The 18,404-nt window shown below is 54.2% G+C and carries 14 protein-coding genes and 1 other annotated feature; all 14 genes read right to left on the reverse strand.

Translation table 11 applies throughout. From position 1 onward, the window contains the following. Positions 1 to 17: 17 nt before the first annotated feature. The 14 genes from LLU09_RS05610 to LLU09_RS05675 all read right to left on the reverse strand — a co-directional run bounded on the left by LLU09_RS05610 (position 18) and on the right by LLU09_RS05675 (position 18,327). Positions 18 to 392 carry a YisL family protein gene (locus LLU09_RS05610; RefSeq protein WP_228310865.1) on the reverse strand — a complete coding sequence of 125 codons (375 nt, stop codon included), beginning with the start codon at positions 390 to 392 and terminating at the stop codon, positions 18 to 20. 54 nt (positions 393 to 446) lie between these two features. Next, the gene (locus LLU09_RS05615; protein ID WP_228310866.1) at positions 447 to 1,349 is read right to left on the reverse strand and encodes a fumarylacetoacetate hydrolase family protein; all 903 of its coding nucleotides are present in this window, start codon (positions 1,347 to 1,349) and stop codon (positions 447 to 449) included. 48 nt (positions 1,350 to 1,397) lie between these two features. After that, positions 1,398 to 2,504, reverse strand: coding sequence for a DUF418 domain-containing protein (locus LLU09_RS05620; RefSeq protein ID WP_228310867.1), 1,107 nt, complete (start codon positions 2,502 to 2,504; stop codon positions 1,398 to 1,400). After that, complete coding sequence (gene addA / locus LLU09_RS05625; RefSeq protein ID WP_228310869.1) at positions 2,497 to 5,940, reverse strand: helicase-exonuclease AddAB subunit AddA; 3,444 nt, start codon at positions 5,938 to 5,940, stop codon at positions 2,497 to 2,499. Before addA ends, LLU09_RS05620 begins: the two co-directional genes overlap by 8 nt. Further along, positions 5,921 to 9,430 carry a PD-(D/E)XK nuclease family protein gene (locus LLU09_RS05630; protein ID WP_228310870.1) on the reverse strand — a complete coding sequence of 1,170 codons (3,510 nt, stop codon included), beginning with the start codon at positions 9,428 to 9,430 and terminating at the stop codon, positions 5,921 to 5,923. Before LLU09_RS05630 ends, addA begins: the two co-directional genes overlap by 20 nt. 48 nt (positions 9,431 to 9,478) lie before the next feature. After that, positions 9,479 to 10,012 carry a signal peptidase I gene (gene lepB, locus LLU09_RS05635; RefSeq protein ID WP_228310871.1) on the reverse strand — a complete coding sequence of 178 codons (534 nt, stop codon included), beginning with the start codon at positions 10,010 to 10,012 and terminating at the stop codon, positions 9,479 to 9,481. 12 nt (positions 10,013 to 10,024) lie between these two features. Continuing rightward, positions 10,025 to 10,636 carry a TVP38/TMEM64 family protein gene (locus tag LLU09_RS05640; RefSeq protein ID WP_228311127.1) on the reverse strand — a complete coding sequence of 204 codons (612 nt, stop codon included), beginning with the start codon at positions 10,634 to 10,636 and terminating at the stop codon, positions 10,025 to 10,027. Between the two features lie 70 nt (positions 10,637 to 10,706). After that, a complete protein-coding gene (locus tag LLU09_RS05645; RefSeq protein ID WP_228310872.1) occupies positions 10,707 to 12,029 on the reverse strand; it encodes a glucose-6-phosphate isomerase in 1,323 nt (440 codons plus the stop codon). Positions 12,030 to 12,092: 63 nt separating this feature from the next. Then, the gene (trpA, locus tag LLU09_RS05650; RefSeq protein ID WP_228310874.1) at positions 12,093 to 12,890 is read right to left on the reverse strand and encodes a tryptophan synthase subunit alpha; all 798 of its coding nucleotides are present in this window, start codon (positions 12,888 to 12,890) and stop codon (positions 12,093 to 12,095) included. After that, the gene (gene trpB / locus LLU09_RS05655) at positions 12,887 to 14,092 is read right to left on the reverse strand and encodes a tryptophan synthase subunit beta (protein WP_228310876.1); all 1,206 of its coding nucleotides are present in this window, start codon (positions 14,090 to 14,092) and stop codon (positions 12,887 to 12,889) included. Before trpB ends, trpA begins: the two co-directional genes overlap by 4 nt. Continuing rightward, the gene (locus LLU09_RS05660) at positions 14,064 to 14,699 is read right to left on the reverse strand and encodes a phosphoribosylanthranilate isomerase (RefSeq protein ID WP_228310877.1); all 636 of its coding nucleotides are present in this window, start codon (positions 14,697 to 14,699) and stop codon (positions 14,064 to 14,066) included. The genes trpB and LLU09_RS05660 overlap by 29 nt, the downstream gene beginning before the upstream one ends. Next, the gene (gene trpC, locus LLU09_RS05665) at positions 14,696 to 15,463 is read right to left on the reverse strand and encodes an indole-3-glycerol phosphate synthase TrpC (RefSeq protein ID WP_228310881.1); all 768 of its coding nucleotides are present in this window, start codon (positions 15,461 to 15,463) and stop codon (positions 14,696 to 14,698) included. The genes LLU09_RS05660 and trpC overlap by 4 nt, the downstream gene beginning before the upstream one ends. Before the next feature lies 1 nt (position 15,464). Further along, positions 15,465 to 16,484, reverse strand: coding sequence for an anthranilate phosphoribosyltransferase (trpD, locus tag LLU09_RS05670; RefSeq protein ID WP_228311128.1), 1,020 nt, complete (start codon positions 16,482 to 16,484; stop codon positions 15,465 to 15,467). A 316-nt stretch (positions 16,485 to 16,800) separates the two neighbouring features. Continuing rightward, positions 16,801 to 17,033, reverse strand: a binding site (T-box leader). Between the two features lie 103 nt (positions 17,034 to 17,136). Then, positions 17,137 to 18,327, reverse strand: coding sequence for a MalY/PatB family protein (locus tag LLU09_RS05675; RefSeq protein ID WP_228310883.1), 1,191 nt, complete (start codon positions 18,325 to 18,327; stop codon positions 17,137 to 17,139). Positions 18,328 to 18,404 lie beyond the last annotated feature (77 nt).

Consider the following 18,404-nt stretch of genomic DNA (forward strand, 5'->3'; position numbering starts at 1 on the left):
GCCTGTCTCCGTCCCGTCTATGCAAACATTGCGCTCAACGGACCGGCCGGTAGATAGATTCCAAGGGCAATCGTCACGATCAGGAAAATGACCAGCGCGATGACGAGGTTGCGCCCCGTCCCTTTTTTGCGCTGCTTGATCAGTGCCATCTCCATCAGGCCGATCGTGATGAGGCCCGCAAGGAATTTAAGTCCGTACATCATCTGGTCACCGCTGCTGAAGTCGAGGAACAGCATGAGGCCAGTGAACAGGATGATCAGGTAGATCAGCCTCAGGACCATATGCAGTGCTTTTGAATACTTGGATTCGCCATCCGGACGATCGATCGAATTATACGTGATGATGAATAGTATGATCGCCAGGACCAGCGATGTCAGGTGCAAGTGTATCATTTAATCTTCCTTTCAAATATGAATCAAGAATATCTTATCATATTTCAGGAAAGATTACCCATCAATATATGTCGTCAATGTACCGATTCCATTGATGGAGATGCGCACCTCATCGCCGGGCTGCAGGAACTTCGGCGGATTCATGCCGGCGCCGACGCCGCCCGGTGTTCCAGTAGCGATGATGTCGCCCGGTTCAAGGGTCACATATTTGGAGACTTCAGCAATCAGTTCGTCGAGCTTCAATACCATCTCGCGCGTGCTGCCGTCCTGTCTGATCTCCCCGTTCACCTTGGTTACGATGGAGGTCTGCTCGGGATTCGGCAGTTCATCCTTTGTGACGATGAAGGGCCCCATCGGACATCCGCCCTTCAGGCTTTTGGAAAGGAAGGCCTGGTGATGTTCCCTCTGCAGGTCACGGGCAGTGATGTCATTGATGATCGTATAGCCGTAGATGTGATCCAGTGCCATGGAACTCTGGATCTTCTCGGCGCGCTTACCGATGACGACACCCAGCTCCCCTTCATAATCCAGTTCGCTTGTGACGTCCTGATGGTCCGGAATGGTCGCCTCATCACCGACAAGGCTGGTCGCCGCCTTTGTGAAGACGTAGAGGCTCTGCACTTCGTTGTTCATCTCTTCGGCATGCTTCCTGTAGTTCCGTCCGAATGCAATCACATTGTTCGGCGGCGTGACGGGTGCACGGAAAGTGATTTCATTGAACGGTGCCTTGTACTGGTCGGCATCTCCCGACTCTTGTGCCTTTTCCACTAATTTTCGGACATGTTCCTGGAAATCCAGCGTGTGGTATTTTGAAATGCCGTCAAGCAGGGTTTTAGGATAATCCGCTTCATCCCCGAACGCTTCGAACAGCTTCGGAAGGATCCAGGCACTCTCCTCACGCTTTACTTTGACGCCGTAATACGTATGATTCCCATAATCAAATGTTAAAAATTTCATGGAATACGCTCCTTATGTGTGTATTTACTTCATTATAACAGACAATGGCTATCTGTTGATTCCATTTTCAGAATTATGCGCAAATAAATCCTCGATGCTTCTGATACGGTAACGGTGCATCACGGTTGCAAGGACCATCAGGAAAACCAGAATGATGAGGACGGTCCATATCATGGCAGTGATCTCGATTTCCCCATACATTCCCGCGCCTATGCCGTAGAAGATCAGCATGAAGACGACGTTGGACAGGATGTAGAGCGTCAGGAAATATCTGCCCATCCGTCTGAACACTTCCAGTACGGAAGAGGGCACGATGGTGGTGAGGTACATCACCAGCAGGAAATAACCGAGGGCGAGGACCGGCCCGCCGAAGTTCTCAGCCAGCAGGCGGCCGCTGTAGCTGCCGAGCGTCAGCACCTGGATCATCTTGATCGCCATGCCGCCGCCTGCAAGTACGATGAAGAGGATGATGTGCATCACCGGATTCGAACGGATGAAACGGACGATATCGAGTCTGCCGAGGCTCATGCCGACGAGCAGCCAGGGCAGTACGGTGAACAGCAGGCCATAGAGCGTGCTGACCGCATTCCTCGAGAACAGTTCAATGTTCAGTGCGATGATGGCGAAGTAGTCCGTACTCCTGAAGACACTCGTGAACTCCTGGACATCCTGCATCGCCGTATAGATGATATCCGTCGGGGAGCCGACGCTCGCAAAGAAGCCGACGAGCACATTGGCCGTCAGATGGAAGAAGAACAGCAGCAGTGCCGCCAGGAGCGACACCGCCCAGTGCGCCTTCAGGAAGAGCAGTGCCACCAATGCCATCAGCGCGAGTCCGGGCAGGAAATCAAACGCGAATATGAAGAATGTCTGTACGATGCCGAGTGCCAGCACGAAAGCTGCCACTTTGGCGAGATTGCCCATCCCATAATGCCTGAAGGCATGGATGAGATAACCTGTGGCCAGGGCCACAAACGGCACGACGGCGCCTCCAATGAGGATATCCAGCACCTGGAAGGTGCTCAGATTGCTGCCTCTCAAATATTCATATGGGTTCAACGCTTCATAGGGCATCATGAAATAAAGGCCGTTCATCAGCAGTATACCGAGGAACGCAAGCCCTAGGAAGATGCTTGAACGTATGTTGTCAGTCATCAAATTTAATCGCTCCATAATCAAAGAAATATAGGTATACCGTAACATCTTTCCCAAGCGCCTGCATTATCGAGCGCCTGTATATGTCCATCTGCGTCCGGTATCTTTCCACAAGATCCGCTTCAGTCAGGCCGGTATGCGCCACCCGGTCCGTCTTATAGTCGATGATGACGAAATCCTCCTCCATCTCGAGGAGTGCATCGATTATACCCTGCACCATCTGCCGGTCGAAACTGGAATAGCCGATGGCCTGCTGGTTCATGATGAATGGGATCTCAGTGTGGATCGACTGTTGGTCTGCAAGCAGCTGCTGCATCGTTTCATCTTCCAGGAACCGGTGGATGTTCTGGATCATCTGCGTCTGGTGTGCCGGCGTGATCAGCGGATCGTCGGCCGTCTGTTCCAGAATCATACGTTCGATGAAGGCCGCCTGCGCTTCTGCATCCAGCGTGCGGAGCGCATCGTAGCGGTTGAGCAGATGCATCATCATCTGGTGCATCATCGTCCCGAACACCGGTGCATCGAGCGATTCATTGCGGAAGTTCGGGGCACGGAAGTTCGGCGTGCGGTCGTGCCGGATGATGGCACTGTCGTCAGGCGGTGTTTCATTGCGCCGTTTGATCTCCGTCACGGATTCCTTATATACGGTCTCAGTCGCCTCCCTGTGCGGATACCGGTGGAGGATACGGTCCTTCAGCAGCTGGTCCCCCCTGACCTTCAGGTCTTCCAGCGCTTCGAGGGAAGTATATTCTACCGCCTGGGGCTCCGCCTCCACCTCTTCAATGGTGTGCACCTCAAGTGCATCCATCGGCGTATTCATGAGGACCGGGGCGAGCAGGTCCTGGATGCTCCGGATGGAGAGCCTGTCGTCCGCATGGACCTTTCCGCCTTCATAACTGTACTTCTCCGTCACCTCATGCTTGTAGACGAGGGGGATGATCAGCTGGTCGATGGCACGCGTCAACGCCACATAGACGAGGCGCATCTCCTCACTGATCCGTTCCTGCTGGATTATCTGTTTGACGACCTGGGCATGGATGCTCGGCAGGAGCACCTGCTGTTCCGGCATGAAGCGTTTGAAGGCGATGCCCCCGTCCGGGTGGATTGTCACCTTCTTTGTGACATCCATCATGTTCAGCTGCCTGTGCAGGCCGGCATATATGACATGGTTGAATTCGAGTCCCTTGGATGCGTGGATGGTCATGACACGGAGCGTATCCGCATCATCGGAGACCGTATTCTCCTCGCCGAAATCCTGGCCGTCCTGGATCATGCGGCCGATGTAGGTGATGAATTCATAGAGGGAGAGGTGGGACATCTTCTCGAAATCCATCGCCTTCTCCACAAAGCCGTTCAGATTGGCACGGCGTGTAAGTCCGCCCTTGAGCCCTGCGAAATACTCCAGGATGTTGAGTTCAAGATAGATTTCATCGATCAGCTCCGGCACACTCATGTACCTTGCATAGTCCTGAAGCGTCCGGAGCGTATCCAGGAATTCTTCGATCTTCTTCATCACGAGTGCCGGGCCCTCGTAGCCGACGAGGGCTTCATACATGTATTCGCAATCGGAATCGGCCCGTATGCGTGCGATGTCATTCTCCGAGAAATTGAACATCGGCAGACGCATGACGCCGACCAGATGGTCATCCTGGAGCGGGTTGTCGACGATGGACAGGATGCTGATCATCGTGCGGATCTCAAGGGTGTCGAGATAGCCCGAGCGGTTGTTGACGAACACCGGCAGTTCCGCTTCCGACAGCAGTTTACGGTAGGCTTCATTATCCCTCGTGTTCCGTGTCAGTATGACGATGTCCCGGTAGTCCGCCCCGGCTTTCCTGAGGCACTTCACCACCTGGACGATGTGGAGTATCTCCGCGTCCTCCCCCTTGCCCTCTGCATCTTCGATGATGTGGCACTCCGAGGCGAGCGGCGGGGCATCCAGATAATTCCCCTGGACGAGGCGGTGGGTTTCATCATACTCCACTTCCCCGACCTCCCTGTCCATGATGCGCTCGAAGACCGCATTCGTCAGATCGATCACTTCGCCGCGGGAGCGGAAATTGTGGTTCAGGCTGATGACTCGGCCGCTGCCGGGTTCGCGGAAGCGTTCGGACTTTTCGATGAAGAGTGAAGGATCCGCCTGCCTGAATTTATAGATGGACTGTTTGACATCCCCCACCATGAACAGGTTACCCGTCGCCTCATCCCCTCTTTTTAGGGATTGGATGATCGCCTCCTGGACACGGTTGATGTCCTGATATTCATCGATCATGACCTCCTTGAACTGGCTCTGGTACATTGATCGGACCGCCCCGTCGGATGCATTCAGGATAGCCAGTGCGTAATGCTCATAGTCGGAGAAGTCCATTTCATTGCGGGTACGCTTCTGTCTGCGGAAGCGTTCAACCACTTCCAGAACGATGCGGATCAGGGTATTGCTGTAGCCGTTCAGCGGGCCGAGTTCAGCCTTCACACGGTCGAGCGTATAGGCCGGAGCCTCCCTGATTTCCGCATACCGCTTCTTCACCCGGTTCTGTACTGCAAGCAGCTGTGCTTTGGCGTCCGGGTCTTCGATGTTTTTGATGAATGCAGAGCGGCCATCCTTGAGGCCGAACACCGGCAGTTCCACCGGCCGCCCTTCGCGGTTCTCCTCCATCGCACCCATGACGGTACGGCCGAGGCCCTCGAGGGCGTCGAAGGCATCCCGCACCTGCGTTTCCTTGATCGATTCGTGCGTCACCACATGATAATGTTGGCGCAGCTGATCGACATCGGCCATCAGGGCGTCTAGCTTCAGCTTGATGTTGTGGTTGTGCGCATCCAGGATATCCTTCAGGTGCGCTTCATCCAGATACTGGTCGATGTTCCCTTCCAGATAGCCTTCCGGGTCGGGGCTTGCCACAGCCGTATAGTAGAGGTCGCGGATGGTATTCAACAGCCCGTCGTTATTCTTGTCGGTCGACAGCATCATCGACAGCGTGTTGAAATCCTCTCCTCCTTCATCATAGTAGGATTCGAGTACATTTGATATCACCTGATCCAGGCGGATCTTCATCTCGACATCCCCGAGCGTCCGCATATCCGGGGACAGGCCGATCGTATTGTAGTGCATCTGTATGAGGTGCAGGCAGAAGCTGTGGAGCGTGGATATGTGCGCCTCCTTCAGCTTGAGCATCTCGGTGTAGATTGCCGGATCCCGCTTCTCCCCATACGCCTGGCGCAATGCCTTCTCTATCTTATCCTTCATGTCCCGTGCACTCATGTTGGTGAAGGTGGCCACGAAGATTTCATCGATGCTGTAGCGGCCCTCGAGGATCTTGCGGATGATCCGCTCGACCAGGACCGTCGTCTTGCCGCTGCCGGCCGCTGCTGCCACCAGCACGTCCGATCCTTCATATTCAATGGCTTCAAGCTGCTTATCTGTCCACTGGACCATCGATGGACACCTCACTTTCAAATAGGCTGACTGCTTCCTCATCCAATTCGTTCTTTCGTATATCCTGGCGGTTCATCAGCGCATCGATGTGGCACGCGGACTTGAAGTCGCACATCTCACATGCGAGCCGGGTATTTCCGGCATCCGTCGCCATCGGTGATGCGAGCACTTCCCCGCCATATATCTCATCCGTTGCATTCCTGTACATGTCCATGATGTGATCGGCATAATGCCGGAAGAGTTCCGGACTGAAGTACTTGCCCCGCGTCCGCGCATTGATCTTGCCGTTCTTCGAGACGGATATCGGCAGATACCTGTTGTATTCCTTGAAATCATCGAGATCCGCAAGCATCCCCTGTATTCCGATGGACGTCTCATCGAGCTGAGCGTCATATTCCGCATGCTCATTGATGAATACGCCATCCGGCCGCATGCGCTTCTTGTGCTCGGCTTCCGCCGCTTCCAGAGCCGCTTCGTCATCGAGTGACAGGAGCGGGTCCCTGACCGGGAAGAAGAGCATGCTGTTCGGCATGATCTTCTCCTTGCCGAAGTATTTCCTCCCCTGGTCCATCAGCACATGCATATAGGTCATCATCTGCAGCTCGAGGCCATTCAGTACGCCTTCACGCGAGATGCTGCGGGTGCTCGACTTGTAGTCGATCAGGTTGACGTAGGCGCCGTCCTTCGTCTCGTACATGTCGACACGGTCGATCTTCCCGCGCAGATGGATCTTGTAGCCATCATTGCTCGTCAGCGTGACCTCCTCCATCGGGCTGTCCCTGAAGCCGAATGACAACTCGACATCGGCGATCCTGTAGTGGCCGAGCGCCTCGATGTCCTTCATGAAGAGGAGCAGTTTGATGATTGCGTCGCGGGCCCTTGATTTCAGGGATTTATAGTAGCCGGTATGTTCGAATATGCCGAACTGGATCGCCTGTGAAAACCGCTCGATGGATTCCGCCACCTGTCCGCGGATTTTTTCGTCCGGATGGCGCAGCGTATAGTCGAGCGATTTGACGACATCATAGAGCACCTCATGATACAGGTTGCCGAGTTCGAGCGGCGCCACCTGATAGGGTTTACGCACCTTGAGCTTCAGGCCGTAGCGGCTGAAATGCTGGAAGGGACACCTGAAGAACGATTCGAACCGTGAAACGCTGGCATTCATCTCGGGGGTATAGAGCGCCTCGGCCGCCTCGCGCGTCAGCGGCTCCGCCCGGTTGTCATAGGTCAGGTTGCGCTTGAGGCGCGGGTACACATCGTGCCAGCGCTCCTTCATCAGTATATGATATGCTTCGATCCACCCCCTGTATTCCGGGAGCTCGAGGAAGGCTTCCGGCGACCCGACGGGTGCCGTCATCATCTCGCGCATCTTCAGATGGAGGAGCGGCTCCATGCTTTCTATGGAGGTGATGAGCCGTGACGGGTTGAAGCGGTCATATTCCGATGTCCGTCTGTAGTCATAATGCTTCACACGTGCCTCCCCGGGCAGGAGTTCTTCGAGGAACGGGCTGATCTTCGTCGCTTCGCCGGACGGCAGTGTACTCGACCAGCTGAGATAGAGCCCCTCCGTCGCACGTGTCACACCAAGATAGAAGACGAAGCGTTCATCCTGTGCAAGGGTTCTGGAACTTGGCGAGAGCTCGATGTCCGCATGTTCGAACACCGTCTTCTCCTCATCGGAGATGATTTCCGTATTGCGGCTCTCCCGCGGCATGACGTCCCTGTTCAGGCCGATGATGAAGATGTATTTCTTGTTCTCCACCTTCGACAGGTCGAGGGAGCCGACCATCACCTGGTCGATCGTCGAGGGCAGCAGGCTGAACTCCGCATTCTTCAAACCATCGATGAAAGTCTCGTAGAAGAGCGTGAACGGGACCTCTTCATCATCGAACACCGTATAGGCATCATCCAGCAGCCGGATGAACATGTTGTAGGCCTGCTCGGTCTCATCCCGCACCTGGATTTCGTTCCTTTCATCGAGCGCCTGCATCTCTTCGGCGAGCACATCGATGATCCCCTCATCCACGATGAAGTCATAGATGGTGTTGATGTAGTCGCGCACTGTGCCTTCCTTCCTGAATTCCCTGAAGATATTCTCGAGCTTCTCGAGCACTTCATTCTTGAAATCGATCATCCCGGCGTACGCATCGCTTTTGTCCACCCGCCTGATGCCTTCATCCGTCACTTCCGTATGATAGCGGAACTGTTCGTCATCGAAAAGGGAGGCGCCACTCAGGCCGCGCTCCAGCACGAAGTTCTCGAGCTGATCGATGTAGTGCCGCTTTGATGCTTCGCACAGGTATCCCGTCTTCAGCACATTCATGAATGCGCCGAACTCATAGTTCCGCATGTAGCACTCCAGGAGGCTCATGATGAACTGGATGAACGGGTGGGCGTGCATGGGCACTTTCTGGTCGATATGATAGGAGATTCCGTACCGGCGGAAGACCGACTGGAGCACGGGTTCATAGTTGGCGTCCCGATAGAGTACACCGATGTCGGTGTACTGGGCCTTCCCATCGAAGACGAGCGACTCGACCTCCCGTGCCACATCATTGACTTCCTCAAGGACGTTCGGCGCCTCGGTGAATACGACCCCGTCATAGTCGTAGATCGATTCGTTCCGGTCGAAGTACCGTTCGACCTGGATGAGCCCATTCCTGCTGGAACGTCTGAAGTCCTCCCCGAAATGCTCGAAGGAGAGCTTGTGGTCACCCATGTGGTAACGCAGGCGTTCGATGACTGAATCCGTCTTCCGGAACAGCTGCTTGTTCGTCCCCTGATGGGTCAGCAGCAGGTTGATTTCCCTCACCCGTGTCTCAAGCGCCTGGATCAGGGCGAACTCGCTCTCTGTGAAGTTGTGGAAGCCATCGATGTAGATGACGGCGTCCTCGAGCGAGCGGATCGGCGTATCCGAATACAGAAGGTTGATGAACTGGTCGGCCAGATTGATGTCCTCTATCTGGAGTTCCGTGATGCGCTTTTCCCAATTTCGGTAGATGATTTCAAGATCATGCATCTTGTCCCGGATGCGGCCGGAAGGGGTCTCGATGCGTCCGAAATCGTCAGGTGATACACGGTAGGCACGGAATTCACTCAGCATATCCAGCACCTTGCCGGAGAATTTTATGTACTGCGCGCTGTCGCGATAGAACTCGAATTCAGACTTCATCTCATTCATCATCTTATGGAGCAGCATGATGTGGCCGCTCTCGGACAGTGCATCCCGTGTCGAATGCCCCGTCTCATTGAAGATGTGCCACATCAATCGCGAGAAGCTGAACACCGCGGTACGCAGACTCCCGACACTTGGGTTCTCCCCCGTCGGGTTGGTGATGATGTTCTCATAGCGTAATGTATTCTGGGTAGGGGTGACGATATAGATGCTCGAACCGAGCGGTGCTTCACTTGTGATGGCATTTATCTCATCGAACATGCGCTGCGTCTTTCCAGTTCCGCTTATTCCTGTCCAGATGTTGATTCCCATGTATTTCCTCCTTATGAGTAGACAAAAGACACCCCAAGGGGTGCCTTTCTAATCAAAATTTACTGCAATCCTATTGAATGGCCAGAACCTGAGCTGTACCTCACCGATGATCTGGGATTCATCGACGGTACCGAAATCGCGGCTGTCGCGGCTCAGCGGCCTGTTGTCCCCGAGTACGAGGTACTGCCCTTCCGGTATGGTCTCCCCTTCGACCCCAAGGTCCTGGAGCGTAAAGTTATCCATGTACGAATCGGTCCTGTGCACAACGTAGTCCTCTTCCAACGGCTCACCGTTCACAAAGACCTCCTTATCCTCCATCGTCACCGTATCCCCCGGCGTACCGATGATGCGCTTGACGTAGGCAGGCCCCGCCTCCGAATTGAAGACGACGACATCGCCCGTTTCATATTCCCCAAAATTGTCCATGAGCTTGTTTACGACCACCCTGTCCTCATCTTCGAATGTCGGGTCCATACTGAGCCCGTCCACTGTATAGGAGACGAAAAGGAATGACCGGATGAGGACGATGAGCACAACGGCAATCAGGATCGCAACAAGCCATTCACCTATTTCCTTCTTCACTCGACTTCACCTCTATTTCTCTAATTTGCGGTTTATATATTTCTGGTACCATTTCGAAAAGAAATAGAGTACCACAAGGAATATGATTGACACTGTCAACTGCAGCGGTGAAGTGAAGAATGAAGTGATGTCATATCCGACGACCGACATCAGCAGTATCATAATCGCTTTTGCTGCAATCAATATGGATAAATATACAGTCTTTTTCATGTTGGATAAGGCCGCGATGACATTGACCGCAAAACTCGGCGTAAACGGCAGGGACAGAAGGATCAGCAGAAAGGAGAAACCCTTCGTGTCGATGAAGTGCAGCATCCTCCCAAGCCGTTCATGCTTCTCGATGTATCTTTGGGCCGGCTTCCTGAAGAGGTATCGGACGAGCAGGAACACAAGGTAGCTTCCGATCACCGTGCCCGAGTAGCTCGCCACGAAACCCAATAAGAACCCATATGAATTGATGTTGATGATGACGATGGCGAACAGGGGAAGGAAGGCAAACAACGACTCGGCCATCGCAAGCAGGAAGCCCACGATGAGGCCAAGCGCCTCTACCTCTGCAAACAGGGACTCCATCCCTTCCCGGGTGGTCAATTTTTCAAACAGCTTTTCCAATTCCACACACATAACCTCGCACATTTAATAAAGGCTATATTACAGTGTAATATAGCCTGACTATCCTTCAATTATATAATTTTTATCCGAGTCTGTCATTCAATTGTTTTCTGAGGTCCTCAAATCCTGATTTTCCGAGCAGGGCGAACATGTTCTGCTTGTACGCTTCCACACCCGGCTGGTTGAATGGATTCACACCAAGCAGGTAGCCGCTCATCGCACAGGCGATCTCAAAGAAGTAGACCATATACCCGAATGTATAGGCATCGAGCTTCGGCACATTCACAATCATGTTCGGCACGCCGCCGTCCACATGGGCGAGTACCGTCCCCTGCATGGCCTGGTGATTCACTTCGTCCACCGTCATGCCTTCGAGGTAGTTCAGGCCGTCGAGATCCTGTTCCTCGGCCTCGATCACCACATCGCTTTCAGGCGTCTCGACATTGATGATGGTCTCCATCAGCATGCGGCGGCCTTCCTGGATATACTGGCCGAGCGAATGGAGGTCTGTAGTGAAGTTTGCGCTATGCGGCAGGATGCCCTTGTTGTCCTTGCCTTCACTTTCACCGAACAGCTGCTTCCACCACTCCCCGAAGTAGGAGAGGCGCGCCTCATAGTTGATCAGCATCTCCACATCGTATCCCTTGTTGTAGAGGGCATTGCGCACCACTGCATACTGGTAGGCCGGATTCCTTTCAAGCGATGCCTCCGAGAGGTCGCCCATTGCGGACCGTGCACCTTCCATCATCTTTCCGATGTCGATGCCTGCGGCTGCAATCGGCAGCAGTCCCACTGCGGTCAGGACAGAATATCTGCCGCCGACGTTATCAGGTACGACGAACATTTCATATCCCTTTTCACGTCCGAGCGTATTGAGTGCACCCTTCTCCTTGTCGGTCGTGACATAGATGCGCTCTGCCGGATTGTCGTATTTCTCCTCGAGCAGTTTCTTGAAGACGCGGAACGCTATCGCAGGTTCGGTCGTCGTGCCGGACTTGCTGATGACGTTGATTGAAAAGTCCTTATCCTTCAGATGGTCCTTGAGCTCATTCATATAATGGCTCGACAGCTGATGTCCGGCGAACAGGATCTCGGGGCCGTCCTGGCCGAAAGTCGGCGTCAGCATTTCAACCGCCGCCTTCGCACCGAGGTAGGATCCGCCGATACCGATGACGACGAGCACATCGGAGTCCGAACGGATCTTATCTGCAGACTGCTGGATGCGTGAGAACTCTTCCCTGTCATAATTTTCGGGAAGGTCCACCCAGCCCAGGAAATCACTGCCGGCGCCTGTGCCCTTGTGGATCATTTCATGTGCACTTGAAACGAAAGGCGCCAAGCCTGACATCTCTTCTTCACTCATGAATGGTGATGCATTTGAATAATCGAATTTAATATGTGTCATAGGTATCCTCCAAATAGTTTATCCATCATCCATATTGTAGATAAAAACAGGAGGCCATTTCAATTATTTTGTCGCATCCGCTGCAATATCGCGATTTTTGGGGATGAGCGTCCTTATTTCATCCGCCTTCCCTTCGTTCAGCAGGTTGACGATGCGGCTGCCGACGATGACACCATCACAGTGTGCACCGATCTTCTCCGCCTGTTCCGCATCATTGATGCCGAAACCGGCACAGACAGGCACATCACTCGCCTGGCTGATCTTCTCAAGATGGTCGTAGAGGGAGTCGACAAAGCCTTCCCTCACACCCGTCGTGCCGTTGACCGTCACTGCATAGATGAAGCCCTCAGCACCTTCAATGACTTCCTTGATGCGGTCTTCCGAACTCGTCAGCGTGATGAAGCGGATCATCGCGATGTCATACTTTGCAAGGGGCGCGCCGAACTCGTACTCCTCCTCCAGGGGTACATCCGGAATGATGACGCCTGAGACGCCCGCTTCATGTGCCAGTTCCGCAAAACGGTCTGCACCGAGGCGGAGCACCGGATTGGCATAGGTCATGATTACGACCGGGATGGATACCTCGTGCCTGATCCGTGCAAGCTCGACCAGCACCTTCTCAAGTGTGACCCCCTGCGCCAGTGCGCGCTGGCCGGCCGCCTGTATGGCCGGGCCGTCTGCAACGGGATCTGAAAACGGGATGCCGAGCTCCACGATCGATACACCGGATGCTTCAAGCGATTGTATCTGTCCCTTCAGATTCTGGAGGCCGCCGTCGCCCGCCATGATATACGCGATGAACGCCTTCTCGTCCTCTGTCCTCAATGTACCGAATGCCTTTTCCAATTCGAATTTGCTCATAGTTCCCTTCCTTCCTCTCTTGCCTTGATCTGTGCCACGTCCTTGTCTCCGCGTCCCGACAGACAGATGACCAGTGTTTCATCCGGGGACATCCCTGCCGCCATCTTCACTGCATGCGATACCGCATGGGCGCTCTCGAGCGCCGGGATGATGCCTTCGGTATGCGACAGCAGCTTGAAGGCTTCAAGCGCCTCCTCATCCGTCACATGTTCGTATTCCGCCCGTTCGATATTCTTCAGGTGGCTGTGCTCCGGTCCGATGCCCGGGTAGTCCAGTCCGGCTGAGATGGAATAGGCCTCCTGTACCTGGCCTGCTTCGTCCTGCAGGAGGTGCATCTTGGCACCATGAAGGATGCCGATGGATCCTTCATTCAATGAAGCTGCATGCTCCCCGGATGGTATGCCATGGCCTGAGGCCTCGACTCCGACGAGACGGACCCCACTGTCATCGATGAATGGATGAAACATGCCGATCGCATTGCTCCCTCCGCCGATGCATGCCACGACCGCATCGGGCAGCCTGCCTTCCTTATCGAGCATCTGCTGCTTCGTCTCCTTGCCGATGACCGACTGCAGGTCACGCACAATCTGCGGGAACGGGTGCGGTCCCATCGCCGAACCGAGAATGTAGTGCGTATCCTCGACATTCGCCACCCAGTAGCGCAGCGCTTCATTGACGGCATCTTTGAGCGTGCCCCTGCCCTGGTCGACGCTGACGACTTCGGCACCGAGCAGCTCCATGCGGAAGACGTTCAGCTCCTGGCGCTTCACGTCCTCCTTGCCCATGAAGACCACGCATTCCAGGTCCAGCAGTGCACATACGGTCGCTGTCGCGACCCCATGCTGGCCGGCCCCCGTCTCGGCAACCACCTTCCTCTTGCCCATCCGTTTCGTGAGCAGCGCCTGACCGATCGTGTTGTTGATCTTATGTGCGCCCGTATGGTTCAGGTCCTCCCGCTTGAGGTAGATTTTTGCCCCGCCGGCCTTTTCCGATAAGCGCTCCGCGTAATAGAGCGGGGATTCCCTGCCGACATAGTCCTTCAAGTAGTAGTTGAGCTCCTGCTGGAATGCTTCATCGTACTGGGCAGATTTATATTCCGCCTCCAGTTCCTTGATGGCGCCCATCAGTGTCTCCGGCACATATCTGCCGCCGTATTCTCCGTAGTGGCCGTTTTCATTCGGCTGAGTGTAGATCTGTTCCATTTATATGCACACCTTTCATCTGTTCAGTCAATTCGAATATCTTCTTCCTGTCTTTCACACCATCCGTCTCCACCCCGCTTGAGATGTCTACATATGCCGGTGATACGGATTCATATGCCTGGCGGATATTGCCGCTGTTGATGCCGCCTGCGAGAATGAGGCGGCTCTGGTCCACGTCCGGGTGATCGAGGGCCGACCAGTCGAATGTATGGCCCGTGCCTCCCCGGTACCTGCCCGGCGGACTGTCGATCAGTATATAGTCTGCACTGTATCGGAACATCTCCCGGATATCCGTCTGGCGGATGGAGAAGGCCTTGATTACTGGAATTTCCAGAATATCGACGTAGTCCCGGGATTCGTCCCCATGCAGCTGTACAAAGTCCAGGCCGACCGATTTGTATATCCGCCTCACTTCATCGACCGGCTCATTGACGAAGACACCGACGGTTCCTATTTCATTCCCAACAGCCCGGACGATTTCACGCGCTTCTACCACACCGATCTTCCGGCGGCTGTCGGCGAACATCAGGCCGATCATGTCCACCCCCGCCTCGACTGCCCAGCGGGCCGCTTCCACCGACTGGATGCCGCAGATTTTGATCTTCATCCGCGCGTCACCTTGAGTGAACGGATGGTCGCGTCCGGTTGTTCTGCACGCATCAGCGTCTCGCCGACAAGCAGCGCGCTTGCCCCTGCGTCCCGCATGCGTGCGGCATCCGCTTCGGTCTTTATACCGCTCTCTGCGATGAAGTGCGTGGAGGCATCGCCATATTTTGCGAGCAGCCTTTCGGTGTTTTCGAGATCCACTTCGAATGTCTTAAGGTCCCGGTTGTTGACGCCGATGAGTTCAGGACTTATTGCGAGCGCCCGTTCCATCTCTTCTTCCGTGTGGACTTCTACGATCGACTCCAGGCCATATGTCCCGGCATAGTCGTACAGACGTTTGAGCGTTTCGTCATCGAGGGCCGCCACGATGAGCAGGATGACATCGGCACCGTACAGGTACGCCCGGTCGATCTGCCGCTCGTCGATGATGAAATCCTTGTTCAGCACCGGTACACCGACTGCACATTTCACCGCTTCAAGATCTCTCATGGACCCCTTGAAGTAGTTCTTATCCGTCAGTACGGAGATGGCATCCACACCGCCTGATACGTATTTTGCCGCCTGGTCTTCAGGCCTGATGCCGATGTTGATGTCCCCTTTCGAAGGGGATGCCCGCTTCACTTCTCCGATTACAGCCATCGTCTCCGAGTCTTCAAGGCGTGCCCTGAAGGATACCGGCTTCCGGCTCCGGATGATCTGCTGGGCATCCAGTGATTTTATTTCAATGCGTTTATGTGAAATGATCTCTTCAAGTATTGCCGCCATTTTATATCCCGCCTTCTTGTGTATAGGTAACCAGGTGGTTCAATTTCGCAAGTGCCCGGCCAGAATCGATGCTCTCCCGCGCTTTTTCTATGCCTTCCTCGATCGTTTCCGCCCGCTCTGCACTGAACAGTCCGAGTCCCGCATTCAGCAGGATCGTGTCGCGCTGGGCCGGGGTGGCCCGTCCGGAGAGGACATCAAGGAGGATCTGTGCATTTTCACTGCTGTCGCCACCGGTGATCGCTTCCTTCGGATATGCCGGCAGGCCGACCGATTCCGGGGTGAACGTCATATTCGTGATTTCACCACCGTCAAGTATCGTCATGTGGTTTTCGCCGAGCAGGGATGCCTCATCCATCGAACCTGCCCCGTTGATGACCACGGCGCGCTTCCTGCCGAGACGCTTCAGCACCTGTGCCATCATCTCCACCTTATCCTTGCGGTAGACGCCGAGGAACTGGTAATCCAGGGCTACCGGGTTGATCAGCGGACCGATCAGGTTGAAGATCGTCGGCACCTTCAGGTCGTGCCGCACCTTCATGATCTGCTTGATCTTCGGATGAGCGTGTGGTGCAAAGAGGAATGCGATGTCGTTCTTGTCGAGCAGTATATCGATATCCTCCGTGTCGAATGATAGGGAAACACCGATTTCACCCAATACATCTGAACTGCCCGTCTTGCTCGTGATGCTGCGGTTACCGTGCTTCGCAACCTTCACGCCCGCACCCGCCAGTACAAAGGCGGATGTCGTCGAGATGTTGAAGCTGTTCGAGCCGTCCCCTCCAGTACCGCAGTTGTCCATCACGCCATCGATATGGCGGCGGATCGGCATCGCATGTGTGCGCAGCACTTCGACGAGTGCCGCAATCTCCTCCACAGTCTCACCTTTCGCCTTCAAGGCCATGAGGAGTGCTGCGATCTCACTATCGCTGACTGCATCCAGCAGCAGGATCGACACGGCTTCCGACATCTCTTCGAAAGTAAGATCCTCGCGCTCGGACAATTTTGCCAGATAAGGTTTCATGCTTCTATCCACTGCTTGTTTGACTGCTTCTGATCTCATCATTTTTCCCTCCCAGAATATAAAAAATCCTCCACAGACCAATATGGTCTATGGAGGACGATTTCACCGCGGTGCCACCTCGCATTGAGCCCGTAATGGACTCCTGCTCTTTCCGCGTAACGTGCGGCGTACGGACGCATTCCCACCAGGCCCATTCATGGAGCATGCATGCATCGGTTTCCAGCTTCCCCGACTCTCTGTGCCATGCGGTGCTCCACTACTTGTTCTGATATGCGTTCTATCCCATTTTTTATACAAAAAGGCTCCCCTGTCTTTAAAAAAGGACGGGGAGCCGTGGTGCCACCTTTATTGACCGGTCGCGACCGGCCCGCTCAAGATATGGACACATATGCATCCATATCAACCATGTAACGTTGGAAAGACGCCGGTGCCTTCTGCAGCAACCGGTTATACAGAAGTCCATTCACAATATCATTGCACCGGTTCGCACCACCCACCGGCTCTCTTCAGCATGGAGAAATTGCTACTTCTCTTCTTCAATCAAAGGCTATTCAATTGATTGAATATTATAATAATACAAAGGCGGCATAATTACAACCCTTAACCGGAAAAAAGTTTTTGCCGATTAAGGGAGACCCCGCCACTACAGGGTCTAGTTCAGGTCGCGGAATTCATCTGCGATGCGGTTCAGCGCCTCTTCAAGCACGGATCTTGGGGAAGGCACACAGATCCTCTGGAAGTCATCGCCCTCCTCGCCGAACATCTTTCCGTCCTCAAGCAGCACGTTGGCCCTGTTGTAGATGCGGTCGTGCACTTCCTCCAGCGTGATGCCGTATCCTGAGAAATCCATCCACAGGACATATGTGCCTGCCGGACGCTCCACCTTGACCTTCGGCATTTCACGTGACAGGAAATCGATCACGAAGTCGATGTTGCCGTCGATGTACTCCCTGACCTGATGGAGCCACTCGTCGCCTTCGGTGTAGGCGGCGATGAGGGCGGAGACTGTAAACGGGCTCGGCAGGCTCATCCCCTGTTCTTCCTGGAACTGCTTCCTCAGTTCCTCATCCGTGATCACCACATTCGTACAGTGCAGCCCTGCGAGGTTGAATGTCTTGTTTATGGCCGTCAAAGTGACGATGTGATCCGTGTGGGATGCGGCCTTGACGATCGGTGTGAAGGTCTCACCCAAGCGGATCAGGTCCCCATGGATTTCATCCGCGATGATGGTGACGCCATTTTCACGGCAGATCTTGGCAAGGCGTGCAAGATCGTCCTCCCTGAAGATGTTGCCCGTCGGGTTGTGCGGGTTGCACATGATGAACATCGTCGTATCATCTTCTTTCGCCAGCGCCTCGAAGTCTTCGAAATCGATATGATAATGGCCGGAATCATCCCGCTTCAGCATGTTGTTCTTCACTGTTCGCCCATTGCCTTCGATCGCTGAAGTGAATGGTGGATATACCGGACGCTGGATGATGACGCCGTCCCCTTTGCCGGTGAACGCCTTCACCGCGATGTTCAGGGAATGCACCGTCCCAGGGGCATATATGATCTCTTCCTTGTTGATCTCCCAGTCATATTTGTCCGAAAACCACTTCTGGATGGCTTCATAGTAGGCGGGCGGCGCTATCGTATAGCCGAATATCTGATGATCCACCGTCTTCCTCAGCGCCTCGACGACCGGTTCGGCCACCTGGAAGTCCATGTCTGCAGTGAACAGTGGGATCGTATCCTCATCATAGCGCTCGGTCAGCCCGAACTCCTTGATCAGTTCTCCGCCATCCCATTTCATGGCATAGGTGTTCCTTCTGTTTATTGGTGTATCGAAATCATATTTCATCATAACCGCTCCTTGTAGATATGTTCATATGGGACAATTATAGACTTTGATGTGCAGGAGTTGAAATGATTCAACTT

It is taken from the genome of Salinicoccus sp. RF5 (assembly GCF_020786625.1).
Lineage (GTDB): Bacteria > Bacillota > Bacilli > Staphylococcales > Salinicoccaceae > Salinicoccus.